We start from the raw sequence: 19301 nt of genomic DNA on the forward strand, positions 1-19301 counted from the left end.
GACACTATACAAAACTTTCATAACATTAAAATGAATCGTTTAGGACGCTGCTTAGCCAGTTTGAAGTTTGCAAGATAAAATTTTAGATAGAGATTTAAGCGCACGAAAAAATAAAACTGTATTTTGCTGCTTTAATTGAAGAAACAGCTATGCTAAAGACATCATTTATTACTATTCTGCTTTGTATTTCAGTCTTTGTTTCAGGGCAAAGTAAACCCAATTACTCGGCTATGATACTATCCTTAAAGGGGAAAGGTGTGCTTTTACGAGATGGAAAAGAAATTGATTTAAAGATGCTTCAGCGTTTTTCGTCAGGAGAACAATTAAAAGTAAAAGATGGGCAAGCTACCGTGATGTTATTTTCGGGAGAAGAGGTGGTAGTCGCTGCAGTTTCTGATTATACCATTCCTGAGAAGAAGAATGGCAATGATAACAATATAAGCGAAATGGCCAATAGGGCTGAAGGAGAAATGAGCCTAATCAATCAATCTGGCTCAGCATCACGAATTAGAGGTAAAGGGCAAATATTTCCTTTAAAATCTAAAATACATTACCCCGAGAATGTTATTCTTCGTCTTCAGGGCGCTAAAATGGACTCCTTAAATATGTCGTTTGTTTTAAAAGATTCTAAAACGCAAAAAGTAGTTTTTGAAATAAAAGAAGTTAAGGATACAATTATTGACTTAAGCCAAGTTAGTTTTGTTGAAGGCAAATCGTATTATTGGACCATGAGTAATACCCCACAAGGCAGACCGGCTAATGGCACCATTGTGTGCAAAAAGGCGAAATCGTGTGATTCAGTTTTTAATGTGTCAGACAGTCACTACACCAACCTGAATCATATTTTTGAGCTGTACAATCAGCAACACTACTTTGATGCCTATGAAGCCATTAATGCTTGTATCGCAGCTTATCCTCATCAGGATATTTATAGTGTTTTATTGAAGAATACGCTAAAACATTAAGAATATGTAACGATTAAATATTTTATAACAATATTCACTCATTCTACTATATGAGTTATATAATTCGCACTACCCGTTATATATTCTACATTAAGCACAATATATTTTGCCATATCAGTAATATATTCTGAGTTAAGTGCAATAGTATTCACAATTAGAGTAATATCTTTTATGTGCGAATTAATTCTATTATATGCGGATTAGTTAAGATGATGTGCGGATTCATTTCTTTTATGTGCAGATTTAATAAAACGACATGAGGGTTGACGCATCTTTTACTCGGACTAACGCACGCCATATTTATAATTACTAATTTATTACTAAAACAACTATAAGATGAATAATATTAATCTCTCTAACTATTATATCATCTAATTACCTATTATATTGCTTTTTGTATAACTTTGGGTTAACTGAAACTAAAGTAAACTCATTATGACAGAACAAAAACTTCCATTGGCATGCCCCAGTTGTTCCAACAACTTACACGTAACACATATGCATTGCAATAATTGCGAAACAAAAATTGAAGGTAATTACGCCTTACCTTCCTTATTAAAACTTACACCCGAAGAGCAATCGCTAATGATAGCATTCATTAAGAGTAACGGCAGTCCTAAACGCTTAGGTGCTATGATTGATGCAAGCTACCCCGTGGTTCGACAGAAGTTAGATGACCTGATAAAGAGACTGGAGGAGATATAATTCCAAAACCTCCCAAGCTTCAGAAACTTGGGAGGTGTATATTTAAATAACAAACTAAGTAGTCTTTAATCCAACACCTTCTTGGTCATTTTAACAAGCCACTTTGTATAAATAAGAACATGCACTACAAAAAGCACCACCAATACAATACCTAACTTGTTATGTAAGCCAAGCAATAGGCCAGCAATATCAGAATCTGGAAAAACTAACCATCCCAAAAGAGAAGTTACCACACACAAAACAAAAAATATAAACAAGCTAATATTAATACCCTTGTTCTTATTTTTAAGTTTAAAGGTAAATAGTTTCTTCAGCCAATTAGCGTGTAATACCAAATGCAACACCACCAAGGGCAAAGCTATTATGGTGAGCGCCTTATGCACATTAGTCCAAACATAGCCACTTAAACCCATTGCTGTAGATTCATAGGGAGCTCCAGCATGATATTTAAGCATAACAATACCAGAAATTAATAAAAGTAAGAATGGTATAAATGCAATAACATCTACATAATAGTTTCGTTTAGCTTTGGAGTTAATATTGCCGTCCTTCATGTAATTAAATTTTAAATAGTGAAGCAGAAGGTATATTTCAACCTCCCACTTCATCACCTTTTTTTATATACTTACTTTGCGGATACTTGTTTGATGGCCGTTGCCCAATCTTCTACATGGTTTACTTTAGCAATTTTACCATTCTCTATTGTATGAATATCGATAGACATTGTAATAAATGACTTGGTACCATTAGTTGGAACGCCAAAGAATTTTCCTTCAGGAGAATTAGGCGTACCTGAAACTTTACTTCGTACAATAACTTGATTTCCGTTTACAATCACCTCTTGCGGTTCCCAAACTAAATCAGGAATCATCTTCCAGAAAAAACCTACCTGACCAATAAGTTGTTCCTTATTTTTATTAGCCGCTTCAATAGTACCATACGATATAAAATCGTCTGCTAATAGTTGACTTAAAACTTCAGCAGGATTACTTTCTTTATTTACTGTTAAAGCTTTTTGATAAAATGGCATTACTATTTCTTTCATATTATTTTGCTTTTTTTCTTTTGAGGATTGCGCATACACAGTTCCCATAGTTAATGCAAATGCTAGGAACCCTAAAATTATTTTCTTCGTTATCATGATTTACTTTTTTTTTGTTTTTAGTTTGATATGGCTACTTTATGAATGGCAAACTCGTGGCATTGCTTCATGCATTTACCGCACGAGGTACAATTACCTTCATTTATACTAGCCTTGTATTTTCCCTTCAACATTGCTTTTAATCGGCCTTTAAAAGGAAGTTGCTTCACCTCCTTATCCGACAGTAAAACAATTTCAATAGCATCTTGTGGACATACCGATACACAACTTTCGCATCCATCACATGACGAATGGTCTACCCTTACAATGCCTTCCTTTATGCTTAACTCTTGCTCTAATTTTTGAGCAATAAGGCTTTGTTTAAACTTGTTCATATCTTCTTATTTTAAATAAGATAAACCGTTATTATCTCTCGTAGATATCAAAATCTTCCGAAAGCTGTTTCATCAAATCTGCATTCGCAAAATCTTCATCCGTCATCTTCGATAGTTTTTCCAGATAGACATCAAAACGACCTCTTCCGCTAAAGATAGAGAGCATTTTTCCACCTTTTTCGCATTTGGCAGCATGCCAAACTTTAGGAGGAACTGTTAAGGTATCACCAGCTTTACAAACAATAGTTTCATCATCAAAAATTAATTCTACCTCACCCTCTAGTATGTAAAATATTTCGGTCATAATTTTATGATGATGGCGTGCCAAGTAGAATCCTGGCTTAAGTGTATCTTCTACAAAACTGAGTTCTCCACTTGTATGGTGCGAAGACAGCTTAATAAAACAATGGTCTTGCGAGTAGTTGTAGTTCTCACCTTCCCCATTTCGTACTAGAATTTTGTCTTTCGTTGCTTTCATTACTTAAGGTGTAAAATATGATTTTGAATATTCGGGTTAATTCAACAAAACAAAATTAGCGATTGATACATAGCCTGTAAAGGTTATTCTTTTACTAATAATGATAAAAGTTGAACCAGCCCTTGTCCTTAATTAATTCAAAGAAAGCGTAAATGAAGCACCTGGTTTAAAATCAAATCCTTCACCAATTTCAACCACGAGTATTTTATCAGAATCGATTCTTAAATTAACCGCTTCGTTCGAGGAGGTAAATGAACTTACACCATGTGGGTTCTCAAATGTTAAGTAATACCTATCGAAAACACCTTCTTCAAGTACTCGGTAGTTGTTACTCCAAAATGGATCACCAGCCACTGGTAATAAAGTATAAGTAATTGTATTCTCAGTAAAGTTAATGGCATACAGTCCATTAATTAAAAAAGCTCCGTTAGCCGTTAAATCCGCTTTTAAAGCTTCAGGAAACTCGGTAGACGAATAACTTAAATCAGCGGTTAAATCTAAACCAGCCTCACCCAAGGCTACTCCTTCGTAAACTACATTTGCAGTTACATCTAAGCCAGCTTCACCCAAAGAAGTTCCCATGGCAAAATCAACATAAGAGGCAAAAGACACTTCTGGCACATCTGAATCATTATAAGTATTTCGCATGGTAATAGCAGCACCTTGAGGTATGGCAGGACTAGCCTCATCAATTGCGTTTAATGAAATGGAGAACGCTGCACCAGGTTGAAACACGAAGCCTTCGCCTACTTCTACTACCAAAACATTGTTCGCATCTATTCTTAAATTAATAGCTGGGTTACTCGCCGTAAAGTCGCTTACATTATGATTTTCGGAAAAAGTAAGGTAATATCTGTCTTTTACACCCGCCTCTAAAGTGCGATAATTAGTTTTCCAAAATTCATCCTCTGCAGATGGTAAAAGTTTATACGTTATGGAATTTTCGCTAAGATCAATCGCATATAATCCATTAATCATCGGACTCTCACTATCTGGCAATTGTACTTTTAGAGCTTCTGGAAACTCAACTTCTGAACCAGCAAATGCAAAATCAAGATAAGAAGAAAAAGATATCTCAGGCACATGAGAATCGTTATAGGTATTTCTCATGGTAACTGTATTCCCTTCCTCCACAGTAAAAATGGTAACATCATCGTCGTTGTCACACGAGATGAAAAAAGTAATTGCCATAACAGCAACTAGTAAAATCTGTAATTTAATAAGTTTCATGCTTAATCGGTTTAATAGTTTATGAATACCACAAAAGTCTGGGTATTTACCGAACTAAGCGTTATAAAAGCATTTACAAAAATGATAAAAGTGTAACCTTACTCAGAATCTTTTCTGAATAGAAGTGGAGTTATATCCGTATTTTTCTTGAAAAACTTAACCAAATTAGAAGGTTCTTCAAAACCAGTTTTATAACCGATTTCCTTTACCGACAAGGAGGATGACACTAGGTAACGTTTTATCTCGGTTGTAACAAAGTCATCGATGAAGGCCTTGATGGTTTTCTGGGTTAATTTTTTAACCACATCATTTAAAAACTTATACGAAACATTTAATTGCGAAGCATAATAAGCTGAACTTCTGGTTTGCACATATTCTTTTTCGAGTTTATTTTTAAATGTAGTAAAAACCTCGAACCAGTATGGCTGAGCGGAACTCTTTGACCGACTTTCTTTAACTCTTTCCGATTTTAATAGGATGATATGTACCAGCGCCCTTAATATCTCTCTTTTTGCATATGAATCAGGAAAATGATACTCTTCATACAGCTTTTGTACTACACCCATAAAGCTATCCTCTCCCATTTCGTGCTGATGAAGAATAGGCTCCTCTAAATGGTAATTGTATAACCGATTGAATTTTATATTATCAGGTATAAAATAGTGGTCCTCTAAAAAAGCACTGTTTAAAATAATGCAATACCCTTTAGCCGTTTTAAATGAATCGGTAAAATGATGTAACTGATTTTTGGCAACAAACAATACACTTCCTTTATGTAGAGTGTAAAACTTAAAATCTACAAAGTGTTTCATCTCACCCTCTGTCACAACCATAATCAGATAAAAAGCTATCTTATGAGGAGCGTAAGGGTCGTGGCCTTTGGGAGACTTTACTTTAGAACTAACCTCTTCGAAAGTCATGACCTCAATCTGAAGGTCATCATTTTTTTGTTTATATATTACACTTGGAAATACCTCGCCCATAAAATGTACATTAACAGGAAAGAAAGATAAAAAAAATTAATGATTTCATGGGTATGACACACGCTAGCTTATATACAGCCCCATATCAATAAGCATTAATGACCATAAAAAAGGAGAACCTATAACAAGCTCTCCTACAACATATTTTTCCGCAGTCTCCTATTTAGACTACAAACTGCTTAGTGAATTATCAAACCTTAAGTAAAACACTAGGTGTATTTCTGAATATATATGCCATTGGGAAATAACAACAAGGCCCTGAAGTTCAAAACACCCTACTTAAAAGTATTTATCTTAACACCCCTCATCCATACATGCCGTTTATTTATTCGTAATACACCCCAAATAAAATAATATGACAAATTACAGATTTAAACCTCATTTTTCTCACCCTACAATCTTTTCAATTGTCTCAACGTTGAGACTTCATTTAAAACTGTATAATTATGATTGTAGGTATTCCGAAAGAAATTAAAAATACATATTCATCGCAAACTCCATTTCAAATTCAGGATGTTCAGCCAAGGCTATTAACGATGATTTCTGGATGATTTGATGGGTGTATTCTTCAAATTTAGTGCTGATGGTATTTAACATGGCTCCCGTTCCTGAAGTATTTCCAACGGTAATAATCTTTCCTGAAACTTCTGCTGGTAGTAAACCAATTTTAATAGCACTTTCTGGATTCATATAATTACCAAAACCGCCTGCTAAAAAAACGGCATCTAGTTCGTCCATTTTAACGCCTGCTTCTTGCACCAATATTTTAACGCCTGTAACAATAGCGCTTTTGGCTAACTGCACTTCTCTAATATCTTGCGGAGTTAACACGATGGCTTCTCCATTAGCTGATTCTTCTTTACTAACCAAAGTATAATCCTCAGGCAACTCTCCTTCCATTCCTACGATATTCTTTTCTAATAAAAAAGCTACAATATCCAGCAATCCAGAGCCACATATTCCTCGTGGTTTTTCATCGGAGATAGTCCGCACACCATCAACGCCAAAAGCTGAAATAGCTCCATCAAAGGCACCCATACCATATTTTATGTTAGCCCCTTCAAAAGCTGGTCCTGCGGCGGTAGCGCAACAATATATCTTTTCAGGGGTGACCACAGCCATCTCACCGTTGGTACCAATATCAATAAATAGGTAATTCTTTATATTTTCATCCGCCTTAAGCGAAGCCAAGCCCGATACAATATCAGCGCCGACATAAGAAGAAATGGAAGGCATTAAATGAATCTCGGCTTCTGCATTTGCAACAATACCCAACTCACAACTCTTTATTTTCTTAGCTTCCAGAAACTGCGCTTTAAAGGGAACCAAAGCAATAGAAGTAGGGTCAATACCCGCCAACAAATGCAGCATAGTTGTATTAGCCGAAACAGAAATTTTAACCAAAAAATCAGGCGTCAAACCTTCCATTTCAACAAATGTGTTTATCTGCGTATTGATAACATCAACTAACTCCTTCTGTAGCGTTAATAAATTCTCTTTACTATTACAGTAATTGATGCGACTTATCACATCAGCTCCGTATTTTACTTGCGGATTACCCACTCCTACGCTTCGAATAATACTACCCGTAATCAAACTAATCCAGTAAAATACTATACTGGTTGTACCAATATCTATACCTAATCCAATTGGATATGCGGATTGCTGCCCTAGTTCATCTAGCTGAACGGGAAGTTGTAAGGTATAATCGTTTTGATGCGTAAGTATTTTAGCTTCTCTTTCGTTAGGCAAAACCACCTCAATATTGTCGTTAGGGAAGTGTGTGCACGAGTTTACCAGACCTAAGCCCTTTACTTTAACTTTGCATTTTCCGCAGGTTCCGTTGCCTCCGCAAGGTGCTGGAATATTAACATTTTGCTGTTGAATAATCTGAAGCAAAGACTCACCTTGTTCAAATTCACAATGGATGATTTGTTGCTTACTATGAAGTTTTAAGGAAGGCATATATTACTTATTATTCTCGTTTCGATAAAGGCAATTAACACTACTACATGCGTGGCAAACATGCTTATGGAATTTCACATTCTCGCCAACTCCTATAATACCACTGACTGTTTTTACAGGGTTCATTAAGCACGATTCACTTAAACTCACCTTACAGAACTGTTCCGGAAAGAAAGAAAACAATTCTTTTTGCTCATTTACGTTCCAATCACAATAACCAGGACTATATCTATTGGTGATTTTAAGTCCCTGCTCAGCCATGTCATTTTGCAAGGCATCTTGAATAATATCCATAGCCTTTTCTACCATCACCGAACCTAACACATCCAATAAATACCCTTCAACAAGTTCTCCCTGCTCAGTTAAGGCTTTTGAACGATTTGAAATTTCCTCGCCTGCCGTACAAATAAATACCACTGCCCGATTCATATTTCTATAATGATGACTCACTGCCTTGCCTGTTATAAACTCAACTTCTCCAACTAGTAAATGATCACCTTTAACGCAAGCATCCTCTATACTATAACCACCTTGCACCGAAGCCACACCCTCGAGCTGCTTTAACTCTTCATCTAAAAATGCTTGATATGAAGGCATATCATCACCCATATGAGCAATTTCTTCTACATCACTCATCGAGATATCTAAATCCCTAATAGGTATTTGATAATGCTTTATTTTTTCCTTTTGCATGAACTTATTAATTTGTGCAGCACACTTTTTTCTTGTTAGAGCCAAACCTCGTGGCTACTAATATAACAAAACACTAACTATTTAATATCGTATTCTTATTTCCTTACTCAAGTATTTAATTCCGATGCAAAGACCTTTTGCTTCATTCATTTAGTTAGTGATGTATCGATGCATGGGCGACTTCGTTAGCCAGGATGGCAATGCTACTGCACAGTCATTTACCTTGGGCTGATAGTTTTATACCTATTATTTTACAAACTGATTAAAGACTCCTCTTAACTTCCCTATCGTTAAATCCTTTCCAAAAGCTATTAATTCCGAACGCCCTGTATAATTACTTACTTCTTTTATTTCCACTTCGTCAAAAACGGTATGAACCGATACCACTCGGCCATCATCTAAATTCAAAAATCCTTTTATCCTAGGGCAATCCTGTTTAAGATGATGTAAAAATGCTTTTAAATTACACTCGCATAATTTCTCGTGGCTTCTTAAAACACAAGCCACTGTGTCAGGTCTGCCCTCTGATTGTTGACCTTCAAAACGTTTAGCTGCCTCTCCTTGTGTTGTATTTCCCGAGCAAAGGGCTAACCAATTTACTTTTGAATAGCTTGTCTCCGTAATCTGAGCATAACTATTTAACTCCTGAATAGAATCTTTAATCTCTTTTAAATCGCCTTTAAAAATATCAACCTTATTAATGATGATATGGTCGGCCACCATGAGCTGGTGTTTAAAACGCTGAACCACAGAAAGTCCTTTGAAATAATTTGGAGCATCTACCAAGCAGATATTCATATCCAAGGTAACTTTATCCTTTAACTCATCCGTTTGTAATAGTTCCACCACACTAATTGGGTCCGCTAAACCAGAAGCTTCCAGAAATATTATTTCGGGTTTATATTCTTCAATTAGCTTTTGCATATTGCTCACAAAGTTGGTCAGCTGACATACGCAAAACACAGAACCATTGTTAATCTCCACCAATTTAAAATCGGTATTCGATTGTTGTAATTCTTTGCCATCAACACCTGTAGGTGCAAATTCGTTTTGAATTACAGCAATACGTTTTTCTTGAGACAGTTCTTTTAAAAGATGACTCAATAAGGTAGTTTTTCCGCTACCTAAAAAACCTGTGATTAAATTAAACCGGCACGGCCGGAGCGAATTATTTAAACTCATATCCTGTTAACGTGATTGCTATTAAATAAAGGATAAAAAACCTTGTGCGTCAAAGTTTTCTTTAAAAAACAAAACCCGATTACAACTGACTGTAACCGGGCTTTATCAGTTGTTTTCCAAACTAGTTTTTTGCCGCTAAATAGCCGTCTATTTTAGCTTTAATATCATCGATAGGAGGAATTTGAGAAATAAAATCAATATTTCCATCCATTACAATTGTAGGTAGGTTTTTAACACCTAACGAAGCCATCATCTGAACACCTTCTTTTTCTTTGATACGGTGCTCTTTAAAGATTACTTTATCACCATAAGGTTCTGATGCACGAGATACGGCATCAACCATATACTGACATGGAGCACATGATGAAGAATCTAAAGTAATGATATCAATAATTACTTTTTCTTTATCCCAGTGATTCGTTAGGTCAAGTAATTCAATATCCATACCTGCTGCTTCAGAAGCTCTAAGTTCTCCTTGTAGAACCTCATCGTATACTAACTCTGAAACGGCAATCAGGTTTTCTTTTGGTGTATCCATGGCCAAATCACAACCTGGAGCAAGAATAAAACCTTTTTTACCACCAATATCCATACACTCAAGAGCATCTCTACGTGAAGCTTCTTCATCACCCATTAATAGCACTACGGTAAGTTTAATGTTACCTCCGAATGATACATTGTGCTTTAAAGCCATATCACGAACAAAGTCCAAAGGAATATTCTCATCAATAGAGATATTATCAGGATTTGTTTTGCACATCTCTTCTATATTTTGTTGTGCATTACCACAAACGAAGAATGAACTTAGCGCTCCTGCTTCACGAATGAAATCATTGATTTCTGTGATGTATGGAGTAACAAATGTTTCAAAACTCATTGGATCAATCTGGCTAGTCATTGGATCAACAATAGCTACCACATCAGCTCCAGCTTCAATATAATTACCAGCCATCATTTTTGCCACATCTGTAGCAAAACGCATTAACTCGTGAGTTTTGTCTGGCTCCATCATCATTTGCATAAAGATGTCGGTGCCTAAAAGGTGAAGTGCTAATGTAAAAGGACCAGTAATTAAACCGTATAGCGCTAGGTCAGGGTGCTTTTCTCTTAAAACACGTGTAGCATCCATCACCAAAGGAATACGACCCGCACAAGGACAAGGAACTTTTAAATCTGCTAAAGTTTTGCCGTTCATTAATGGATGCGAAATTACTGCCGGTGGGTTATCATCTGCCCATGCTAACGTACAGCCTAATGCTTCCGCCTCTATTTGCAAATCGAATGCTACAGGAATTCCATCGGGATTATAAAGCTCAACGGCCTTATTAACACCCTCAACAATTTTATCACTCGATTTTAAAAACTCAGTAGCTGTTAAACCCAATAAGTTTCCTGCGTGTGCTCCTACAAATGGTACCCAAGGAATTCTCTCAACTTCCTCAAGCTTCATCGCCTTTTTAATTAATTCTAAACCCTTCATTTTATTTTCTTTATTAGTCATTAGTATTAGTCATCGATATTAAACACTAATGACTATTAACCAATTATCTATTGACTATTAATTTATGATGCTAATGCATTTAAGAACTCAACCACTCCTTGTGGATCTGGATTGTAGCTATCCGCACCAATCTTTTCACAGAAGTCTTGATTTACAGGAGCTCCTCCAATACATACTTTTAAGTCTGCGTTTTTCTCTTTGATAGTAGCAACAATTTTTTCCATGTTACCCATTGTTGTTGTTAAAAGAGCTGATAATCCGATTACACTTCCTGGATTTTTCTCAGCTGTTTCAATAAACTGCTCAGCTTTAACATCAGTACCTAGGTCAATTACTTCGTAACCATTACCTTCAACCATCATAGCTACAAGGTTTTTACCTATATCATGTAAGTCACCCTCTACGGTTCCAATGATGAAGATTCCTTTACGCTCAGCCTCTCCCGATTGGAAATATGGACGAAGGTGATCTAATGCTGCACTCATTGATTTTGCACTCATCAATACTTGAGGAACAAATACTTTATTTTCGCGAAATTTAACACCTACTTTTTCCATTCCAGGCATTAACCCTTTCATCAAGATATCGGTAGCAGGAACTCCCCCATCTAACAATTGCTTAGCAATTTCATCTGCTCCATCCTGATCCTTCATATTTGGAGGGAATGGTGATACTTTGTTGATTTTACCGAACTCTACACAATACGCCAATTTCTCCAGTAATTCATTCATAATTCTTAGATTTAATCTTGTTTGTTTTTGTTTGTTTAAACTTTGCCTTATTTAAGTCTGTATTTTAAAATAACCAGTTTAGATATTATCCAAGGACTGCCATCCCTTTTATTTCATTCTGCCAATGAAAAGCTATCAATACGGTTACCTCATTTTTCTTCTTACTTCATTAATTAACACACTTTTAATAATGCCAAAGTCAATGATTTATTGAATAATAGCAAAACTACGTGCTTTCATGATTATATTTTAAAGTTATATTACCCATATTTAAGTAATATTGTCTTTGGGGTTCGCTAATGCATAAATAGCATTAGTTAGGTATTCCTAACAATCAGCTCTGGCTGAATAACTATTTGCTCGTTGTTAACCTTTTCATTGCAAATAAGCTTCTGTATTCTATCTGCCATTACATCATATTTCGAATCAATTACTGTAATAGACGGAGCAAACAATTTGGTTAACTCTGTATTTCCGTATGATACCACAGCAACTTCCTCTGGAATTGAAATTCCCCAATTCTTCATTCTGCCTATTAAGCGAATAGTAATCGAATCTTGAACAGACAATACGCCTTTAATATTATTTGCTCTAAAATAATCCTCGGTCAATTCGTTAATGTTGGAACAATGAAACAATTTGTTATTTCCACTTTTCAGCTGCAAGAGCATTTCAAAAGTATCCTCCATCATACTAAACACCATGTTTTTCCCTTGCCATCTTTCATGACTCAACAACAAGTAATTTCCATCATGCTGCTCAAATAAATAATCCACTGCTCTTTTCACGCCTAAATCGTAACTTTGAATGGCATATTTAAAATATGATCCAGTCATGGTATAATCAGCTAAAACAATTTTGGTATTACCCGAATTTAATCGAATATAAAACTCACCTGTAACCGTTTCGTCGTAATTAGGAACCACCACAACTGCTTCGTAGCCTTTTCGAATCAACTCTCCTATAATCCGCATTTCCTCTTCAGGATTATTGTAATGCAGAAAGTAGTCCATCTTACGACCAGCTGCTTGAGCCTTTAGATTTATTTCAGATATCAGCTGCTCAATATTATTTGAATAAAAGGGAATGACCACTCCCCAAACTTTTATAAGCTCCGTTGTGCTATTTACAAAAGTGCCACGCCCTACCTGAGAAACAACTAGTTTCTCCTCAATTAAAGCCTTGATAACCCTTTTTGCAGTTTCTCTAGAAACCTGATGACGACTCATCATTTTATTGATAGAGTCTATCCTTGAGCCTGGCTTTAACTCTTGGGTTACAATTTTTTTACTATAAAAATCAATCAGCTTTTTATAGATTGGTACGTGTCCTTCAAACTTAAGCATGCGATTATTTGAGATGTTAAAATTAGTTTATAAATATACTTAAACATCACATACCATCACACTAAATCACAAACAAGCACACCTCAATCACCTCCTTACTACCAATAACTTATACACAAAACACCTCCTAAAATAATAACACACCTACCTAATAAGTATGTTAATATTTATTATACATCGCGCTTTCTCACGATGGCTAACTATTTAAATTATAACAGATATAATTCGGCAATTGAATTCCGAAATATGGCGCAAAAAAAAGGCCACCCAAATTGGGCAGCCTTATGCTATGACTTACAAATATTTTATTGAGCTAATGTTGTAAATGAGGTTTCATCTTGTGCAATCATCACCCCACCTTCACCTGCAATATTTCTTGTTCCTTTCACTTTTACCGTATAATCACTTGAAGCATCAAGCCCTGTGAATGCGTCTAAAGTAGCCACTCCATCAACCACCTCATCATCAGGCAACAATCCTGTTCCAACTATCTCTTGATCCACAGCTTCACCTTTGGCATTAAACAATTCTATGGTATAAATATGAGAATCTTCTAACACAGGGAAAGTTACCACGGCCGAACTTGCCGTTAAATCTTTTATAGTAATGGCAATCTTTGCCACTTCATCATCGTCATTTTTGATATCATCATCACCTTCATCCTCCGAACATGATGAAAGCACCACCATTATCATTGCCAATATCCAAACTAACTTGTTTAAATTCTTCATCTGCGTGTGTAATTAATATTGTTTATACTCGACTGTTTACTCCAACAATTAAAAATAGGTTACACAGAAAAATAAATTCAAATACTCAATCAAAGCTACCGATTACTCATCCATTCCAATTATTTTAGCTTTGATGTATCATATTTGTTTTAATAAAAAATAAGAAAACAAAAACAAACAAAATGAAACCTATACTAAGCACGCTATTAATACTTCTACTATCACTCATTAACGCAAAAGCTGAAGACAAACCATTAAGATATAATTTTCAGGTTGGGGATAAGTTTGATATTACTATAGATAATTCAGGAAAAGCTTATCAAATTGCAGTAACCTCTTCTTCAAAAAAGAACACCAATATTGAAACGAACTTTCCAGATTTAACTATGAGATTTCAGGTAATCTCTAAGAATGACTCCATTACAACCATTAAGGCATCATTACTTTCTTTTGTGAGACAAGAAGGCAATTATACATTTAACAGTAACTCCGGACTGCCTGCTATGAACGGAAATGATTTGTCGTGGCTAGACCTAATGAAAACTCCCTTAACTTTCCAGATCAACCCTTATGGAGAAATAATTAAAGTAAATAATGTAGCTGACGCCACAGAATATCAATATTATACCGAATTCCGTCGTAACCATAAACATTTAGGCAAATATATTCTTATAGGGAGAAACCTGTGGGGAGCAAAAAGAATATTGCAAAAGTTTTTCCCTACTACATATACAATTGATGAATATAAACAAAAACTTAAAAAACTTCCAAGGCCTTACCACCTCTCATTAGGAAACCTAACTAATAGTAAAATTCCCTCAATATGTTTATATCAAGAATTTAAGTTTGTTTCTTATCGTGATACATCATCAATACCATACAAGTATTCTACTGATTATAATGTAAACATTGAAAATGAACCAGACACATTAATATTTGACCACAGCAAAGGCAGAATAAAACAAGGCCAAATCAACAGTTCTGCTCATTTTAAAGGAAGGTTTAAAGCAACTTACCATCCATCTTTGATTTCATTTAAGAAAGATACAAAGGTTCATCTTTCAGGAAGCATTAAGAACCTGAAGGATAAAACACTGAAACTTTATCTATGGAAAAAATATAGCGATAGCGAACTCCTTAATATTGGTGACATCAAAGTTAATAAAGATGGTAATTTTAATCATTCTTTTAATTTAAAGAGGCCATATGAACTTATATTAAAAGTGAGCGACTCAAGTGGAGCAGGTCCGTCGAAATACTTATTTATTGAACCGGGCGATTCTATACAACTTAATATTGATGCAAACACCAACACAAAGCATTGGAAAATAGAATGTACAAATAGCCAGAAGTTCAAAATTTCAGATAAACTATTATCGCACACTCTAACCAAAGACGCTATTTCAAAAACCAAGTCTACTGATGAATTAATTTCTAAAATTCAGACGAACTCCGAAAAACTTATTAACCAACTTGATAAAAAAGATATTTCTATATGGGCCAAAAGAAACTTGATGGCAAGTATCTATTTCAATAATTTTACGGCCGGAATAAATCACATTAATCATCATATTGAAAATAAAAAGAAATGGAAAAATGCACTTTACAATGCCGTTGAACTGGATAAATTTTCGTGCTATACTTCTATCGAAATGCGTGAGTTTGTTTATCGCTATTTCAATCACCAAACCATTCAGCAGTTTAAAAGAAGTTATAGAAATTTAATCAATATAGAAGACCAGTTCTCTTACGCGAAAGTAATTACCAGCAATGAGTCTCAATATTTTTTAATGAGCTATATAATTAGCGAGACTTTAAGAAAAGGAGCTATTGAGGAAAGCATCAACTTAACTAACATGTTTTCAGAACTATTCCCAGAGACTGAACTCGCAAATTATTTTAATTCACAGATGGGAGACATTTCGAAAATGCAGATTGGTAAAACTATTCCATCATTTGAATTAAAAACACTAGATGGTAAATCATTTCAATCAACTTCGTTAAAAGAGAAATGGACTTACCTGAGTTTCCAAAATACAAAAAATGATATTGATTGGCTTCAAATTAAATCTCTGGGCTTAATTAACGATAGTATAAATGACAAGCGATTCAAAACTATACTTGTGCTTACCGACCCGGAAATTTCCAAAGAAGTAATGGACAGTTTAAAGAATTATTATAAAGGAACTATATTAATAAACCCTATGTGGGAAAATGCTTCAACACAACCATATCGTGCTGCACAACGGCATTCTGGATTTTTAATCAGTCCACATCTACAATTTGAAGCACTATGGTATCCATTACCAACAAAACCAATATCGGAATATGAGAAAACTAAATACTACATAAAAGAAATTGAAAATTTAAAAGAATACATGAACCTATGGGAAGAAAAAAACAACTACTCTTCCTTTGATTGGAGAACCTTTTATTGGATAATTAGTAGCACCTTGGTGTTGTTAATGCTTATTATAATGACCTTTCTTTATCGTCAGAAACGAATTAAAAAACTGGCTAACGAGAAGAAAGAACGTTTGCAATTAGAACTTAAATCAATCCGTTCGCAACTGAACCCTCATTTTATATTTAATTCCATGAATTCTATTCAGCATTTGGTTGCTGATGGAAAAAACAAGGATGCTTCTAAGTACTTATCCGAGTTTTCTTCCTTAATGCGACAAGTATTGATGAATGCAGAAAAACAATTAATTCCCTTGGAAGAGGAATTAAGTGCGATAAAGAAATACTTAGAGCTTGAAACACTACGTTTTGGTTTTAATTACAAATTAAATATTAGCGACGAGCTAGATATTTTTAACATTGAAGTTCCGTCCTTATTCCTACAACCCTTTGTCGAAAATGCGGTTATTCATGGTATTTCTGGTTTGATGGATCAAGGCTCCATTATCATTACCTTAAATAAACAAGGACAACATTTGGTTTGCCAAATAGAAGACAACGGAGCAGGTTACCTAGCCAACAACGAAAACAGTAATGGTCATGGAATTTCACTAAGCAGAAAAAGATTTGCCATGATAAAAGATTCTATCCATGTAAATATTGATTTAAACATTACCAATAAATCAAGCTTAAACCCAAATGAAAACGGTACTTTAGTTGAACTTACATACGAACTGGAAAGTGAATAAATTGAGTAAAATAAAAGCTGTTATAATAGATGACGAGGTAAATAATTGCAATTACCTCTCATCTTTATTAAACGAATATTGTCCTAAAATAAGTATTGAGGGTACCGCGCACAATGCTTCCTCAGGTATTCAACTAATAAATGAGATCAAACCTAGGCTTGTGTTTTTAGATATTAAAATGCCTGGCGGTAGTGGTTTTGATATGCTGAAAGCCATTCCTCATCGCGACTTTGAGGTTATTTTTGTTACAGCTTTTGATCAATACGCCATTAAAGCCATTCGTTTTTGCGCTTTCGATTATTTACTTAAACCCATAAACTTATTAGAACTACAAGAAGCTGTAGCTAGAGTATCTGATAAAATTATGGATGCACATAATGGCATTAACGAGAAGTGGCAAATGTTAGAAGCCAACCAAAAGGGAGAAGATAAATCTATTGCTTTGCCTTCGCAGGAAAGGGTGTTATTCGTAAAAACCAAAGAAATTACACGTTGCCAAGGAGAAAGCAATTACACCTTCGTTTTTTTAAGCAATGGCGAAAAAGTTTTGGTTTCGCGAACACTCAAAGATTTTGAGGAGCTTCTAAATGATGAAGGTTTTATTCGTGTTCACCAATCTCATTTGGTAAATAAACATCATGTAAAATCATTTGAAAAAGGAGATGGCGGCTACTTAAAAATGCTCAATAACGATTCCGTTCCTGTATCGAGAATGCGAAAAGAAAATGTATTAAAAACTTTAAGTTCGAAGTAACTCAACCTTATACTTAAGCAGTAAATACAGGCTTTCACACCCTCAAATACATTTACGCAGACCATTAGATACATTTCAAAAAAAAGGGACAAAACCCCACCTAATTGAGCTTAGAATTTAGAACCATATTCTACAAGCTTGCGTAATTTTGTCATGCGTAAGAAAAGAAAGACTATGAATTTTAAAGGCAACATGAGTATTCGGTTTCCATACCTAGCGGAAACTATTTTAGTAATATTACTAGGCATCATTTTTGGATGTCAACCCAAACCAACAAAACTAATAGAGGGCGAATTTGAATCCTACACTATCGACAAAGGAAATATAGAAACTTTTGAACTTTGCCAGGGAATGGTGGAGCCAGCTAACGAAGTCATTTTATTGAGCCCTGCCTCCAGTGTACTGACTAAAATTATTAAAGGGCCAGGACAGCGCGTTTCTAAAGGTGATGTGGTTTTGCAATTAGATCCAAAATCGATTAAGGATAAGATAGAGCAAATAAACGATCAACTGGATGTAAAAAATAACAACCTGGAAAAAACTAGGTTAAATGCCCGAAGTGCCAAGGCTGATTTATCGTATAACGAAGAAACCAAGAAACTAAAAATTGCTTCTATCAAATCAACTCTTGCAGATCAAGAGCAACTATTTGAGGTTGGTGGTATATCGCAAGCTAAAGTTGACAAAACCAAACAAGAACTTACATTAGCTGAAAAAGATTTAAAACTAGTTAAGCAAAAAAACTGGATTAAGCTGGCACAATTAGCAACAGATGAAAAAGGTTTGCTTTTACAAATTGAAATGCAAAAGAAAGATTTAAAACAGCAGATGTTTTTATTAACTCAAATGGATGTTAAAGCTCCTTCCGATGGTATTATCTTAAGTGTACATGCTCAGGAAGGAGAGAAGATTCAGGGAGAAAAAACGCTTGCTCGTTTATCGGACCTAACGCGTTTAAAAGTGGAAGCTTCTATTGATGAAAAGTTTAGAAACTTGATAAAGATTGGCAGAAAAGCCTATGTTAGTTCAGGCAAAAATCGCTTACAAGGTAGAGTAAGTTCGGTTATGCCTCAGCTTGATAATGGCAAGCTCCATTTTTCGGTAGTACTTACCGAAGATGATCAGTCTAAACTTATTCCTAACCAAAAGGTTGAACTGCAAATTGTAAAACGTGCTAAATATGGTGTTTTACGCGTTAAACGAGGAGACCAAATTAATTGGAAGAAGAAACAAAACCTGTATTTAATTAGTGGCGACAGTGCTGTGAAAAAAGAGATTGAATTCGGCCTAATTACAGAGGAGTACGCAGAAGTATTAAACGGTGGAGAAACAGGTGATGAAGTCGTTATTTCGAGTATTGCTTCCCTAAGTAAACTGAACTCCTTTAAAATTGAAAAAGCCAACTAATA

General features: G+C 35.1%; 18 protein-coding genes. 5 read left to right on the forward strand and 13 right to left on the reverse strand.

The genetic code is table 11. The features are described from left to right. The first annotated feature begins 149 nt into the window (after positions 1 to 149). On the forward strand, positions 150 to 965 hold the full coding sequence (locus A8L32_RS15065; protein WP_143525130.1) for a hypothetical protein: 816 nt from the start codon (positions 150 to 152) through the stop codon (positions 963 to 965). A 435-nt stretch (positions 966 to 1400) separates the two neighbouring features. Then, positions 1401 to 1670, forward strand: a complete 270-nt coding sequence (locus tag A8L32_RS15070; protein ID WP_066631591.1) for a DUF2089-like zinc ribbon domain-containing protein — start codon at positions 1401 to 1403, stop codon at positions 1668 to 1670. A 65-nt stretch (positions 1671 to 1735) separates the two neighbouring features. On the opposite strand, the gene A8L32_RS15075 is transcribed toward A8L32_RS15070, so the two are convergent. From A8L32_RS15075 to A8L32_RS15135, 13 genes are all read right to left on the reverse strand, one after another. Next, positions 1736 to 2224, reverse strand: coding sequence for a DUF4405 domain-containing protein (locus A8L32_RS15075; RefSeq protein ID WP_066631593.1), 489 nt, complete (start codon positions 2222 to 2224; stop codon positions 1736 to 1738). Positions 2225 to 2295: 71 nt separating this feature from the next. Further along, positions 2296 to 2811, reverse strand: coding sequence for an ester cyclase (locus tag A8L32_RS15080; protein ID WP_071797477.1), 516 nt, complete (start codon positions 2809 to 2811; stop codon positions 2296 to 2298). A gap of 20 nt (positions 2812 to 2831) precedes the next feature. Then, positions 2832 to 3146: a 4Fe-4S binding protein gene (locus A8L32_RS15085; protein WP_083631361.1), complete on the reverse strand. Its 315-nt coding sequence runs from the start codon at positions 3144 to 3146 to the stop codon at positions 2832 to 2834. Positions 3147 to 3177: 31 nt separating this feature from the next. Next, positions 3178 to 3624, reverse strand: coding sequence for a cupin domain-containing protein (locus A8L32_RS15090; protein ID WP_066631598.1), 447 nt, complete (start codon positions 3622 to 3624; stop codon positions 3178 to 3180). Between the two features lie 132 nt (positions 3625 to 3756). Continuing rightward, positions 3757 to 4854, reverse strand: a complete 1098-nt coding sequence (locus A8L32_RS15095) for a hypothetical protein (protein WP_066631600.1) — start codon at positions 4852 to 4854, stop codon at positions 3757 to 3759. 98 nt (positions 4855 to 4952) lie between these two features. After that, positions 4953 to 5837: a helix-turn-helix domain-containing protein gene (locus tag A8L32_RS15100; RefSeq protein WP_066631602.1), complete on the reverse strand. Its 885-nt coding sequence runs from the start codon at positions 5835 to 5837 to the stop codon at positions 4953 to 4955. A 471-nt stretch (positions 5838 to 6308) separates the two neighbouring features. Next, on the reverse strand, positions 6309 to 7802 hold the full coding sequence (locus A8L32_RS15105; RefSeq protein WP_066631604.1) for an ASKHA domain-containing protein: 1494 nt from the start codon (positions 7800 to 7802) through the stop codon (positions 6309 to 6311). Between the two features lie 3 nt (positions 7803 to 7805). Continuing rightward, complete coding sequence (locus A8L32_RS15110; RefSeq protein ID WP_075590926.1) at positions 7806 to 8495, reverse strand: vitamin B12 dependent-methionine synthase activation domain-containing protein; 690 nt, start codon at positions 8493 to 8495, stop codon at positions 7806 to 7808. 246 nt (positions 8496 to 8741) lie between these two features. Beyond that, positions 8742 to 9677: a GTP-binding protein gene (locus tag A8L32_RS15115; protein WP_066631608.1), complete on the reverse strand. Its 936-nt coding sequence runs from the start codon at positions 9675 to 9677 to the stop codon at positions 8742 to 8744. A gap of 121 nt (positions 9678 to 9798) precedes the next feature. Further along, entirely contained in the window at positions 9799 to 11178 is a 1380-nt protein-coding gene (locus tag A8L32_RS15120) for a uroporphyrinogen decarboxylase family protein (protein WP_083631362.1), read from the reverse strand. 62 nt (positions 11179 to 11240) lie between these two features. Further along, positions 11241 to 11909, reverse strand: coding sequence for a corrinoid protein (locus A8L32_RS15125; RefSeq protein ID WP_066631609.1), 669 nt, complete (start codon positions 11907 to 11909; stop codon positions 11241 to 11243). A gap of 317 nt (positions 11910 to 12226) precedes the next feature. Continuing rightward, positions 12227 to 13255: a GntR family transcriptional regulator gene (locus A8L32_RS15130; RefSeq protein WP_066631611.1), complete on the reverse strand. Its 1029-nt coding sequence runs from the start codon at positions 13253 to 13255 to the stop codon at positions 12227 to 12229. 305 nt (positions 13256 to 13560) lie between these two features. Then, complete coding sequence (locus A8L32_RS15135; RefSeq protein WP_066631613.1) at positions 13561 to 13986, reverse strand: fibronectin type III domain-containing protein; 426 nt, start codon at positions 13984 to 13986, stop codon at positions 13561 to 13563. A 182-nt stretch (positions 13987 to 14168) separates the two neighbouring features. On the opposite strand from A8L32_RS15135, the gene A8L32_RS15140 reads away from it, so the two are divergent. The 3 genes from A8L32_RS15140 (at position 14169) to A8L32_RS15150 (ending at position 19299) form a co-directional block, all read left to right on the forward strand. Continuing rightward, positions 14169 to 17138: a sensor histidine kinase gene (locus A8L32_RS15140; protein WP_066631614.1), complete on the forward strand. Its 2970-nt coding sequence runs from the start codon at positions 14169 to 14171 to the stop codon at positions 17136 to 17138. A gap of 1 nt (position 17139) precedes the next feature. Beyond that, a complete protein-coding gene (locus A8L32_RS15145) occupies positions 17140 to 17892 on the forward strand; it encodes a LytR/AlgR family response regulator transcription factor (protein ID WP_066631717.1) in 753 nt (250 codons plus the stop codon). Positions 17893 to 18066: 174 nt separating this feature from the next. Then, a complete protein-coding gene (locus tag A8L32_RS15150; RefSeq protein ID WP_066631615.1) occupies positions 18067 to 19299 on the forward strand; it encodes an efflux RND transporter periplasmic adaptor subunit in 1233 nt (410 codons plus the stop codon). Positions 19300 to 19301: the final 2 nt, after the last annotated feature.

It is taken from the genome of Labilibacter marinus (assembly GCF_001659685.2).
Classification (GTDB): Bacteria; Bacteroidota; Bacteroidia; order Bacteroidales; family Marinilabiliaceae; genus Saccharicrinis; species Saccharicrinis marinus.